At 39.2% G+C, this 13,328-nt stretch carries 8 protein-coding genes and 1 pseudogene; 6 read left to right on the plus strand and 3 right to left on the minus strand.

Annotated elements, in window-relative coordinates:
• Positions 1 to 29 precede the first annotated feature (29 nt).
• On the minus strand, positions 30 to 1,142 hold the full coding sequence (locus M1V25_RS08710; protein ID WP_498843038.1) for a tRNA nucleotidyltransferase/poly(A) polymerase-related protein: 1,113 nt from the start codon (positions 1,140 to 1,142) through the stop codon (positions 30 to 32).
• Between the two features lie 101 nt (positions 1,143 to 1,243).
• Here M1V25_RS08710 and msbA point away from each other — a divergent pair, with 101 nt between their 5' ends.
• The 6 genes and pseudogenes from msbA (at position 1,244) to lpdA (ending at position 10,075) form a co-directional block, all read left to right on the plus strand.
• On the plus strand, positions 1,244 to 3,004 hold the full coding sequence (gene msbA, locus M1V25_RS08715) for a lipid A export permease/ATP-binding protein MsbA (protein ID WP_498843039.1): 1,761 nt from the start codon (positions 1,244 to 1,246) through the stop codon (positions 3,002 to 3,004).
• Between the two features lie 25 nt (positions 3,005 to 3,029).
• Positions 3,030 to 4,076 carry a tetraacyldisaccharide 4'-kinase gene (lpxK, locus tag M1V25_RS08720; RefSeq protein WP_498843040.1) on the plus strand — a complete coding sequence of 349 codons (1,047 nt, stop codon included), beginning with the start codon at positions 3,030 to 3,032 and terminating at the stop codon, positions 4,074 to 4,076.
• A gap of 271 nt (positions 4,077 to 4,347) precedes the next feature.
• Positions 4,348 to 7,029, plus strand: a complete 2,682-nt coding sequence (gene aceE, locus M1V25_RS08725; RefSeq protein WP_498843041.1) for a pyruvate dehydrogenase (acetyl-transferring), homodimeric type — start codon at positions 4,348 to 4,350, stop codon at positions 7,027 to 7,029.
• Positions 7,030 to 7,055: 26 nt separating this feature from the next.
• Positions 7,056 to 7,214, plus strand: a pseudogene (locus tag M1V25_RS08730) (biotin/lipoyl-containing protein); the annotation flags it as partial.
• On the plus strand, positions 7,191 to 8,633 hold the full coding sequence (aceF, locus tag M1V25_RS08735) for a dihydrolipoyllysine-residue acetyltransferase (protein ID WP_498843045.1): 1,443 nt from the start codon (positions 7,191 to 7,193) through the stop codon (positions 8,631 to 8,633). The pseudogene M1V25_RS08730 and the gene aceF, both read left to right, overlap by 24 nt.
• Positions 8,634 to 8,656: 23 nt before the next feature.
• Entirely contained in the window at positions 8,657 to 10,075 is a 1,419-nt protein-coding gene (gene lpdA / locus M1V25_RS08740) for a dihydrolipoyl dehydrogenase (protein ID WP_498843042.1), read from the plus strand.
• A gap of 13 nt (positions 10,076 to 10,088) precedes the next feature.
• Here the strand turns inward: lpdA and M1V25_RS08745 are convergent, their stop codons facing one another.
• Entirely contained in the window at positions 10,089 to 10,325 is a 237-nt protein-coding gene (locus tag M1V25_RS08745; protein ID WP_116964633.1) for a hypothetical protein, read from the minus strand.
• A partial coding sequence (locus M1V25_RS08750) for an RHS repeat domain-containing protein (protein WP_498843043.1) occupies positions 10,322 to 13,328 on the minus strand: 3,007 nt, incomplete at its 5' end. The genes M1V25_RS08750 and M1V25_RS08745, both read right to left, overlap by 4 nt.

A 13,328-nucleotide genomic window follows, 5' to 3' on the forward strand; every position in this document is an offset into this window, starting at 1 on the left:
TCTGGTCTATCAACAATAATCCTATCAACTTAGGTTTTTTCTATTGCTTGCTGGATTATAGTTAATTGTGTTTTTTCAACTACTTTTGCAATAGTTTTTTTGTTTTTTAAGTCTTTAATTTCAGCGATATAATTATACTCTTTGAGTGCGCGTACGATATTCTGGCTAAGCGTGATGGATGCTAAAGCTTGAGGGTGTTCATGATAAATATATTGAAATGTATATATGAGTAGATCAAAGCTTTGTGTATTGCGTAAAGCGTTAGCTGCTTTTAAAGTTCTTAATATTTCTTGTTCTGAAAAAGCATAAATATTGCTAAAAAAATGATGATACCGATATGTTTCTAAGCATAATATTTGTGTAACTTTGGGAGTTCTTAGTTGTGATAAAACTTTGCTTATTAGTACTTCATTTGCAAGTGGAAATAATAGTAAGGCAAACAAAATATCAGTTTGTTGACAGTTTTGTGTCTTAGCGTGGATGATATGAGATAGATCTTTATATGAAAGTTTTGCAAGAGGGGAAACAATGTGTTTAAAGACACCAGTATTTTGCAGAGTTTGAATGAAGATTTCTGGGTTTGGTGTTGAAAAAGCCTTAATAAATTCCTGATAAATGCGTTCAGATGATAGTCTTTCTAATTCATTATTGGCAACAATTGTACGCATAAGTGTTTGTGTTGCAGGTGCAATCGTAAAACCTAAGTAGTGAAATTTGGCAGCAAAACGTGCAACGCGCAACACCCGTAAGGGATCTTCACAAAACGCATTACTGACATGGCGAAGTGTTCTACTTTCTATATCTTTTTTGCCCCTAAATGGATCGTGTAACAACCCATCTTCATCGATTGCCATTGCATTAATTGTTAAATCTCGACGCTTTAGATCATCGACTAAACGAACATCTTCTGTGTTGAAAGTAAATCCTTGATAGCCTTTATCTACTTTTATTTCGGTGCGGGCAAGTGCATATTCTTCATAAGTTTCAGGGTGTAAAAAAACAGGGAATCGTTTGCCAACTTGAATAAATCCTTTATCTAACATTTCTTGGCTTGAACCATCGACAACAAGCCAGTCACGATCTTCTACTTTGAAGCCTAAGAGCTTATCGCGTACTGCCCCACCTACTAAATACGTTTTCATGTTATTTTATTTCTATTTATCCAAATTGGCTTATTGCTTTATGTTATCAATAAATTTCGGTAAACTCTGTCTAATTTGTGTTTTGGATCTCAAAAATTAATATGCAACTTTCTGAAAATGTGCACAAGAAAACCTATAGTTTATATCGAAGGTTGTTATGGGAAGTGCATTCATTGTGGCCTTTACTCATTATTTCTGTGATTGGTAGTATTGTATATTCTGGCTGTGATGCTTATGCAATGTATTTGATTAAACCGTTGTTAAATGAAGGTTTTACACCAACTGGGGGCGAGTTTTTGAAAACCATTGCTTTGGTATTTTTATTATTGTTTACCTTGCGTGGAGTTGGTTCATTTCTATCTTCATTTTTCATGGGGAAACTAGGAGCAAGCGTTGTCTATCGTTTCCGTAAAAAGCTTTTTCGACGTTTTTTGGATTTGCCAGCGCATTATTATGATAGAACTTCTTCAGGAAAGCTATTATCTAAAATGCTTTATAACGTAGATCAAGTGACTAGTGCAACAGGTTCAGCGATTATTACCGTAGTTCAAGATGGAACGTTTGTAATTGGATTAGTTATTGTGATGGTGGTAACAAGCTGGCAATTATCGATTACAGTGATTGTGGTTGCGCCATTTTTAGCTGTTTTTATTACTTGGATTAGTAAAAAATTCCGCCATTATAGTCGCAATACACAATTGGCGATGGGCTCGGTAACACACGTTGCAGAAGAATCATTGATCAACTATAAAGAAATCCGTATTTTTGGTGGTCAGCAATACCAGCTGCAAAAGTTTGATCACAATTTAAGTTATACTTATCGCCAACAAATTAAAACTTTAATGTTAGATGGGTTGTCCTCACCGATTATTCAATTTATCGGTGCGATTGTTATTGCGATTATCTTATTTATCGTTGCCACTTATGGTTTAAAAGAAGGTGGTTGGTTAGATGCTGGTGGATTTGTATCATTTTTTGCATCGATGATGGCTATTTTAAAACCGATTAAAAACCTTACTAACGTTAACTCGACAATTCAAAAAGCCATTGCCGCAACAGAGGATATTTTTGAGATTTTAGATCATACTCCTGAAGCAGATAGAGGGACTAATAAGCTTGAAAATGTGAAGGGTGAAGTTGAATTTAAAGCGGTAAGTTTTCAATACCCTGAAGGAAAACAAATGGTACTAAAAAACGTTAACCTTATCGCTGAAAAAGGTCAGACGGTTGCTTTAGTTGGGCGTTCAGGAGGTGGCAAGACGACCATGGTTAATCTGTTAGCACGTTTTTATGAGCCAACTAAAGGTCAAATTTTATTAGATGATGTGGATATGCAGTCACTAACTTTATGTAATTTAAGAAGTCATATTTCATTAGTTTCACAACATGTTAATTTATTTGATGATACGATATTTCATAATATTGCATATGGTCGAGAAGGTGAAGTCAGTGAAGAGGAAGTTATAGCAGCAGCTAAAGCTGCAAATGCTTGGGATTTTATTAAAAAATTACCAAAAGGTCTCTATACAGAGGTTGGGCAAAATGGCTTAAGTTTATCAGGTGGACAGCGCCAACGAGTCGCAATTGCAAGAGCAATATTAAAAGATGCACCTGTATTGATCTTAGATGAGGCAACCAGTGCGCTAGATAATGAATCTGAGCGTATTGTTCAGCAAGCCCTAGAGCATTTAATGAAAAATCGTACCACTTTTGTTGTAGCACATAGGCTTTCTACTGTTGAACATGCTGATAAGATCGTTGTTATGGATGGTGGTGAAATCGTCGAAATTGGCAAGCATAGTGAACTACTACAAAGTGAAAATGGCTTATATCGTCAGTTATACCAGCAATCGCTAAGCTAAATGATCAAGTGATCGAGGTTAATAAATGGATATTCAGGCGCGTTGGTACCAAGCAAAAAAAACATTATTGTGCCAGCTGTTAAGACCTTTTTCTTGGTTATTTCAGCTTGTTAGCATTTTGCGTAAACATAAGATCCAAAGCCTAGCTTATCATAGTAAATTACCAGTGATTGTTGTCGGTAATATTACCGTAGGTGGTACGGGTAAAACCCCAGTGGTGCAAGCAATTTGTTCTTTTTTGCAGCAACAAGGGATGAATCCCGCTATTGTTACACGTGGTTATGGTGGACATGCAGCTCAATATCCACTTTTGATTGACGATACAACACAAGCCAAATCATGTGGCGATGAACCATATATGCTTAAGCGCTTGTTCCCAGATGTGCCAATTGTGGTTGACCCTAAACGTGTTGAAGCGCTTAAGTTTATTGAAAGCAATTTGGCTCAAGTCGATGTCATTATTAGTGATGATGGTTTACAGCATTATTATTTTGCAAGAGATATTGAAATCATTGTTGTTGATGGTAAACGAACGTTTGGCAATGGTTTATGCTTGCCAGCAGGACCTTTGCGTGAACCAATTAAGCGCTTAGAAACAGCCGATATGATTATTTTTAATGGTGGCCTCAGCCACACACTGAAACTAACTCATAAAAAGTTGTATCAGATGCAACTTAAGCCTATTTCCCTTGTTAATTTGCTTACCGCTGAGAAAAAATCTATTTCTCAATTTAAAATAGAGTTTGGTAACAGCTGCCATGCGGTTGCAGGGATTGGCAATCCACAGAGATTTTTTAAGACGATACAACAGCTTGGATTGACTGTTGATAGCCATATATTTCCTGATCACTATAGCTATACAAAAAAAGATTTTTTATTTTTACAAAATGAATCTTCAATTGTTATCATGACCTACAAAGATGCGGTCAAATGTCAGTTATTTGCACATAAGAGTTGGTGGTATCTTGAGATTTTCCCCATGATTGAAGATGAATTTTTTGAACAGTTACAATACAAATTATCTCTGCTAGAGAGGGGAAAGGAGGGAGGGAATCACCCTAGCAGAGAATAATGTTAATCACCCCTTGATTACTCAAGGATTTATGCAATGTCCAAACTATAACAGCATCTTTTGATAAATGCTGTTTCAAAGCAGTATCTCTTTGTATTAAATCTGATACACTTTTCAATATCTTGATTGCTTGGGTTTTTCAAGCGTACTAAAACGCAAGCTAAACTTTACTTAATTGCTGATATGCCTATATTTTGATGGGTCTTACGTTTATAATTATTCCCATTTTTGAAAGTCAAATTTCTAACTTGAAACTGTCTATGGAGGCAATATGTCTGAAAGATTTCACGATATTGACGTAACAGAAACACAAGAGTGGCTAGAAGCCTTTGAAGATGTTGTTGCGCGTGAAGGAATAGAGCGCGCAAGCTTTTTAATGAATCGATTATTGGATCACGCTAATCAAATTGGGATTGAGAGTGCTTACGGACCTGCACAAAGCATCTTATTTATGAATACGATTAAGGTAGAAGATCAACCAGCCTATCCAGGAAATCTAGAAATCGAGAACAAAATCGAGAATCTCAATCGCTGGAATGCAGCAGTTATGGTTGCAAAAGCTAATAAAAAAGATGGTTCTTTAGGGGGACATATTGGCTCTGGAGCATCTATTATTACCCTTTATGAAGTGGGATTTAATCACTTTTTTCATGCACCAAATGAGCAGCAAGCAGGGGATTTAGTATTTTATCAAGGTCATACAACCCCAGTTATATACGCGCGCTCTTATCTAGAAGGTCGCTTAACCGAGACACAATTAAAAAACTTTCGACAACAAGCATTTAATGATGAGGAAGGTTTGTCATCCTATCCACATCCTTATCTGCAACCAACTTATTGGCAATTTCCTACTGTTTCTATGGGCTTGGGACCTTTGCAGGCAATCTATCAAGCGCGTTTTATGAAATATCTTGAAGCACGTAAACTGGCAGATACAAAAAATCGTAAAGTTTGGGCATTTTGTGGTGATGGTGAGATGGATGAACCAGAATCACTAGGTGCAATTAATCGTGCGGTACGTGAAGGCTTGGATAATTTGATTTTTGTGATCAATTGTAATTTACAGCGCCTTGATGGTTTGGTAGATGGTAATGGCAAAATCGTTGAGGAGTTTGCACAAATCTTTAAAGGTGCTGGCTGGAATGTAATTAAAGTGTTATGGGGAAGCAACTGGGAACCACTATTTGCTAAGGACACAAATGGTAAATTGCAACAACGCTTAGCACAAATGAACGATGGTCAGATGCAGTTTGCAAGTTCTCATGGTGGAGCAGACTTAAGACAAACAATTTTTGGTGGTGATCCTGAGCTTGAAGAAATAGGTAAAGGTTACAGTGATGAAGATGTGCAAAACTTAATGCGTGGTGGGCACGATCCAACTAAGGTTTATGCAGCATATCAAAAAGCGGTTAACAATAATACAGGTAAACCGACTGTTATTTTACCGATGACGATTAAAGGTTATGGTTTAGGTGAGTGGGGCGAGTCAAAAAATATTGCACATAATGTCAAAAAGCTTGACACAGAAGCCTTAAAATATATTCGAGATCGTTTTAAGGTGCCAGCGACAGATGAGCAAGTTGAGCAAATGGCTTTTTTAAAGTTTGAAGAAGGTTCAAAAGAACATGCGTATTTGCATGCACAACGTAAGGCATTAGGTGGTTATGCTCCTGCTCGATTTGAAAATAACACGCCGTTGTTAATTCCACATTATCAAGATTTTGCTCAACTATTTTTAGAAGCAAGTGGTGATCGTGATTTCTCTACGACAACAGCGTTTGTGCGTATGTTTGTCAACTTGACCCGTCACAAAGACCTAAAAGATCATTTAGTCCCGATTATGGTGGATGAGTCACGTACCTTTGGGATGGAAGGCTTATTCCGTCAATTGGGTATTTATAATCATCGTGGGCAGCAATATGTGCCAGAAGATAAAGCACAAGTAATGTACTATAGAGAGTCTAAAGATGGTCAAATCATTCAAGATGGTATCAATGAAGCAGGTGGTTTTTGTTCATGGTTAGCCGCAGCTACTTCTTATAGTGTTCATCGTGTTCCGATGATTCCATTTTATATTTATTATTCTATGTTTGGTTTCCAACGTATTGGTGATTTGGCATGGGCGGCAGCTGATTCTCATGCAAAGGGTTTTTTGTTAGGTGGTACTGCTGGGCGTACTACTTTAAATGGTGAAGGTTTGCAACACGAAGATGGTCATAGCCACATCCAGGCAGGGTTGATTCCATCTTGCGTTACTTATGATCCAACTTACGCTTATGAGCTTGCTGTTATCCTGTGGAGTGGGATGAAACGCATGTATGTCGAGCAAGAAGAAGTTTTCTACTACATTACTTTGATGAATGAGAATTATACCCACTGCGCGATGCCAGAGGGGGTAGAGCAAGATATTATCAAAGGCTTGTATTTATTAAAAGCAGCTGAAAAAGTCAATGGCAACAAACACATTCAGCTCATGGGATCAGGCACGATTTTGCGCGAAGTAGAAGCAGCAGCAAATCTATTGCAACAAGACTTTGGTGTTACAAGCGATATTTGGAGTATGACCTCTGCCAATGAGCTTTATCGTGATGGTCGTAAGGTTGCACGTTGGAACTTGTTACATCCGGAACACATGCAAAAGCAAACACATATTGAAAAATGCCTTCAAAATCGCAAAGGACCTGTAGTGGTGTCAACGGATTATATTAAGTTATATACCGAGCAGCTTCGTGAGTTTATGCCAACTAACTACATTACATTAGGAACAGATGGCTTTGGTCGCTCTGATTCACGTGCAAATTTACGTCACTTCTTTGAGGTAGATCGTTATTATGTGGTCGTTGCTGCTTTAAGTGGTTTGTTAAGAGAAGGTGCCATTGACAAAAAATTGGTAGTAGAGGCAATTAAGAAATATGGTATTGATCCAGATCGTGTCGATCCAGCTTATCATTAAATAAATGACGGAAGAAGGAAAAACTCATGGCAATTAAACAAGTCACAGTACCCAACATTGGTGACTATAAAGATGTTGACGTGATTGAGGTCAACGTCAAAGTAGGTGATGTCATTCAAGAAGAAGACTCATTGATCACCTTGGAAACAGACAAAGCCTCGATGGAGGTGCCTGCACCTTTTTCTGGTACGGTAAAAGAAGTGAGTGTCAAAGTAGGTGATAAAGTTTCTGAGAGTTCATTAGTTCTTTTGGTTGAAACAGATGCTGTAAATACAAATGAAACAGCCTCATCAACCATCCTCACTCAAAGTGCGGTTGAGCAAGGTTCACAACAGCAAATTGCAGCTGCGCAAATGCTTGAGATAAAAGTACCAGATATTGGTGATTATAAAGATGTGGATGTCATTGAGGTGAATGTTAAGCCAGGTGATGAAATCAAAGAAGAAGATTCATTGGCTACACTTGAAACCGATAAAGCCTCAATGGAAATCCCATCACCTTACACAGGCAAAGTCGTTGATGTCAAAATTACAGTCGGTGATAAAGTTTCTAAAGGAGACTTGGTGCTCACTCTTCTTGTGTCACAAGGTCAAGTTGCAACTGAAAATAAGATATCTAAAGCCGCGCAAGTTGAAGAGGTGGTAAAAAGCCCAGTCGTTGAACAAGCTGCTATTGTATCTAAAGTTCCCAATACCAATGCACATGCCTCCCCTGCGGTTCGCAGATTAGCACGTATTTTGGGGATTGATTTATCACGTGTCATTGCGACTGGTAGAAAAGGACGCATCACGAAAGAAGACTGTGATAACTATATTAAAAAAGCAGTGCAATCCTTACAAACTGGTCAAGTATCCAGTGGGGGCGGTTTAGACTTATTACCTGATCCCCAGGTGGATTTTGCAAAATTTGGTGAAATAGAAGTCGAAGCGTTATCACGTATTAATAAACTCAGCGCCAAGAATCTTGCACGCAATTGGGTTAAAATCCCGCATGTAACCTTTTATGACGATGCAGATATTACTGATTTAGAAGCATTTAGAAATGCAAAAAAAACAGCAGCAGAAAAAGCAGGGGTCAAAGTTACACCACTTTCGTTTTTAATCAAAGCAGCTGCAACAGCATTACAAGAATACCCACGCTTTAATAGTTCATTATCAAACGATGGCGAAGGCTTGATTGTGAAGAAATATTATCATATTGGTTTTGCCACTGATACCCCAAAAGGCTTGGTTGTACCTGTGATCAAAAATGCCGATCAGAAAGGTATTTTTGAGATCTCACGCGAAATCATGGACTTAGTGAAAAAGGGGCGTGAAGGTAAATTAAAACCAGATGATATGCAAGGGGCAACCTTTACCATATCAAGCCTAGGTATACTTGGTACAACTGCATTTACGCCAATTATTAATATGCCTGAAGTGGCGATTATGGGTGTGTCAAAATCAGCCATAAAACCTGTGTGGAATGGTACAGAGTTTATCCCAAGAACCATGTTGCCATTGTCGTTATCGACTGATCATAGAGTAATTGATGGCGCATTAGCAGCTCAGTTTTTAACGCGTTACTGTGCAATTCTGGCAGATTTAAGAGAAATGCTTTTGTAAGAAAATAAATTAAGGTAAAAAAGATGAGTGATATAAAAACAGAATTAGTTGTTTTAGGTAGTGGTCCTGGTGGTTATAGTGCAGCATTTCGTGCAGCAGATTTAGGTAAAAAAGTCGTGCTTGTTGAGCGTTATGATTCGATTGGTGGGGTGTGTTTAAATGTCGGTTGTATTCCTTCAAAAGCACTTTTGCATGTTGCTAAAGTGATCAATGAAGCGCGTCACCTGGAAAAAGATGGCTTAATCAGCTTTGACAACTTGACTTTCAATAAAGATAAAATCTTGGGTTATAAAGACAAGATCGTAAGCCAACTAACAGGTGGCTTAAAAGGGTTAGCTAAGCAACGTAAAGTTGACATTGTGGAAGGCTATGGCAAGTTCACTTCAAGTAATGAAATTGCTGTTGAAACGAAAGAGGGTGTTAAAACCATCGCTTTTGACAATGCGATTATTGCCGTGGGGTCAAGCTCTATTAAGTTACCATTTATTCCTGAGGATCCTCGTATTATTGATTCAACGGGTGCACTTCAAATGAAAGAAGTTCCTAAAAAAATGCTCGTCATTGGTGGGGGCATTATTGGACTTGAAATGGCACAAGTTTATAGCGAGCTTGGTTCTGAAATCACGGTAGTTGAATTTATGGATCAACTTATGGGAACGGCAGATAAAGATATTGTGAAGCCTTATGAAAAGATGATGGCTAAACGGTATGACATTCGTTTGAAAACGAAAGTGACCAAGGTCGAAGCAAAAGATGATGGTCTTTATGTGTCAATGGAAGGTGACAAACCACGCGAAAATGAGAGGTTTGACCGTATTTTATTAGCAGTTGGACGTACACCAAATGGTAAACTGATCGATGCAGAAAAAGCGGGTGTTAATGTTGATGAGCGTGGCTTTATTAAAGTTGATAACCAACTTAGAACTAATGTTCCACATATTTTTGCCATTGGTGATGTTGTGGGACAACCGATGCTTGCGCACAAAGCTGTCCCAGAAGGGCGTATTGCTGCGGAGGTTATAGCAGGTTATAAGCATTATTTTGAGCCAAAATGTATTCCAGCTGTAGCATACACTGACCCAGAAGTGGCGTGGGTTGGGGTCACAGAAAAAGAAGCCAATGAAAAAGGAATCAAATACGACAAGGGAGTATTCCCTTGGGCAGCAAGTGGTCGTTCATTGAGTATTGGTCGAAATGAAGGTTTGACTAAAGTGCTTTATGATGAAAATCACGTCATTATTGGTGCAGGTATTGTTGGACCAAATGCAGGTGAGTTAATTGCAGAAGCGACCCTAGCCATTGAAATGGGTTGTGATGCGGAAGATATTTCTTTAACCATCCATCCCCATCCAACTTTGTCAGAAACGCTAATGATGGCAACAGAGGTATTTGAGGGTAGTGCAACTGACATTTACGCGCCTAAGAAAGAGCGGAAAAATTGAAATCATAAGACCTTTATTGCTTATTTTGTAAATCCTGGGCAAGCTTCCTAAGTTCTTCAACAGAATACTCAAACTCGGGACCTTCCTCCATAGCCATCAGCTGGAGTAGTATCTCATCAAGATCAGGAGCCAACCCAACTCCATGATCTTGATAAAGCTGGAATGCAACGCGAGCGATTCTTACGACGTCATATCCTTTATCCAGCTCAGCCTGCAACACACTACTTAGTTCTTTTGCAGTAAATGTCATAACCCTAACTCCCTAGTAACTGGAGGATAATGTTGAGAATTAACGGTTTGGCCATTAATTGACTTGGGGTGCACCCTGTTCACACTCCCTGCATGATCGTAACTTTCCATCCACTGCCTTACGTTTCCATTTTGGGGGTTATGCTCGGTAACAAAAGAAGCACCTCGAGTTGGACCTTCCGTTCTAGCAGGAACTTCCTGGGTGTAATAACGAACGCGCCCATCTGGTAATTGCCGTGTAGTAGCTGCATTTTGCTGTGCTTTCTCTAGTCCAGATAATTTCGCTCTAAGAGCTGATTGCGCGTTTACGTTTTCAGCACCACTACTTACCTTCCTCGGAACCGCCCCACTTTCCTTCACCACCCTTGGCAATGCCACCTTTGCCATTGCCTTGCCACCTCTGACGGTGGCACTTAACCCCGCTTTCGGTATTCCCCCTAGCACATTCGCTGCAATTAAGCCCGCATAATGCGCGAATTGATGCCTGTCATCGTAACTGAAGTCCGTTAATCCAAAACTTATTTCATTGACAAAACCCCCACCAAACGCTGTCACTGTGCCATAACAATACGATAAAAACTGCCAGCCAAAATGTCGCGCCAATGCCCCCAGCGGATCTGCCTGGTATTCACGACAATTAATATTGTAGTGACAGCTTGGACATAATCCTAATGGGTCTACAATATTCACCGGATTGTTCTCTGCATAAGCGTAAGCATCAATACTCCCACCTGATAAAGGATCCAACGGGTCAGGCTGAATATAGCTTCTTAATTGTGGAGAATAGTGACGAGAACCATTATAGTAAAACCCTGTCTCTTCATCATAATACTGTCCTGGAAACCTTAAGTTTTGCCTTATTTCTTTTATCGTTTCCTGAATTTCAAACGGCTGAATATCGGCTTGCCAACGTGTATTCCCCCGCTGATCTATTAATCTCTCAGGCGTGCCTTGAACGTCATTGATAAAGTAGTCAATCTGACCTTGGGTCATTTGTGCTAAAGGCTGTCCTTCCAGATAGATAATATCTGTTGTTTCACCTTCACTGATAATCTCAATTACATTCAGAAACTGATCATAGATAAAAACAGTCTCTTTGCCATCGACCGTTTTTAACACCCGCTGACCTTGACCATTATACTGATAGCTAGCAACGGTTTTATCTTGATTTCTCACCTCTGTCAGAAGGTTAAACTCATCATAGCTTAAGCTTAAACCGTTTAACCAGGTGAGGTTACCATTTAAGTCATGTTGTAGATCTTTAATATCTACATCTATCTCACCTGCACGCTTATACGTGAAGATTTGCCTGTGCTTGGGTGACTCTACAGCGGTTAATCTATCCAATCTGTCATAGCGGTATCGTGTGTTCCACTCTGGGGCACTCACGTGAATGATTTCACTAATATTCCCATTCTCATCATATCTATAATGATCGTGAGCAATATTTTTGAGGTTTCGCTCGGTAAGCCTGTATCGTAAATCATAACCGTTTTCCTGAATATACCCGTTCCCATAAGTCAGGGTGGTTATCGGACCAAACGGCAGGTGCTCAATATCTTTGGCCACAATAAATGGTGGTTTATTGATACTTAGTTTATCAACCTTACCTAGCGTATTATGTGCATAATAAACCGTTAAGCCACTTGGATAGGTAATGGTGTTGATCTGATTGTCTTCGTTATAGGTATAGATAATACGATATTCTTTTTCGTTGATGATATTTGTCTGGGTTCCTATATTACCAAATGCATCGTAACTGTTTCTTATCGTATTGGCTGCACCCTGTATAGCCGAGGGCAAGCGCGTCACTTCACTGAAATAACCCTTTCCATATTGACCTTGATCATAAACGTATAACAGGATTGGCTTGTGGTTTATGCTCACTTTGGTCAATCGATTTAACACATCATAACCATATCCATACTCCTGCCCCATATTGTCTTTTTGCTTGACCAGCTGACCGGCTTCATTATAGCTAAAGCTTGTCATGCCTTTCCCAGCTGTCGTAATACGGGTGATCTCATCCCAGGCATTGTAGGTGTAATGAGTTTGTGTTTCCTGCTGCGGGATGACGGAGTCATCAGATGTATTACTGGTCTTATTTTCAGCGTAAACTGAGCGAATTGAAGTGATTCTCTCTGCCTCATCATAGTTTAGAACCACTTTATGTTTTGGATACTCATTAGCATCATCCTGTTCTTTTCCCTGGGCTGCTGATGCGACGGTATCCGAGTGTTTCAGCTGATATACCAGATTTCCTCTGGCATCTTTAATCCTCGTTTCAATCACATTTCCTTGAGCATCCAACTCCTTCTGTAATACATTACCAAAGCCGTCCTTTACTCTTTGTTTTACTATATTTTTCTGTGGATGAGCAACCCCTGCTGGCGTTTGGCTATAGATAATACGATCATCATATTCGTATCGATAAGTAACACCCGCTGGCGTTTTTTTATAAATCAGACGATCTTTGTCATCATACTCATATTGGGTCGTATTGCCATTGATCGTAACTGACTGAGGATGCTTGTGATAAGTCGCATAGCCTTTACTTTTGCTACTATCTTCATACACTATGTACCGATAATCTAAATCCGTTTTAATACCATTCTCGTCAATGATCTGCGCCACATGATCACCTTGCGGACTACGTTGACTAAAAGTCACAACATGACCTAGTTCATTCGTAATGGATCCTAAATTACCACGCCCATCATAGCTGTATTTGATGACAGTACGGCTGTCATTATAAGGCGCTTGTGCTGTAACGGGAGCAAAGTAACCTTCAACATCGATATAGCTATATTGCCAGGTTCTCTTGGTTTCACCATCGCTGCTGATAATACTATATGGCCGTTCATACCGATCATAATTAAATTGAAGTTTTAAACCCGTTACCTGGTCTGTAATTTGCTTAGGAAAGCCTGATGAGAGCCAATCAATATGTGTGCGATCAGCACCATAAGTCGTAAAAGTTGATATCGATAGGAGGATAAACAAG

This window comes from Candidatus Nebulibacter yamunensis (genome assembly GCF_024208055.1).
Taxonomy (GTDB): Bacteria; Pseudomonadota; Gammaproteobacteria; order Francisellales; family Francisellaceae; genus Caedibacter; species Caedibacter lacustris.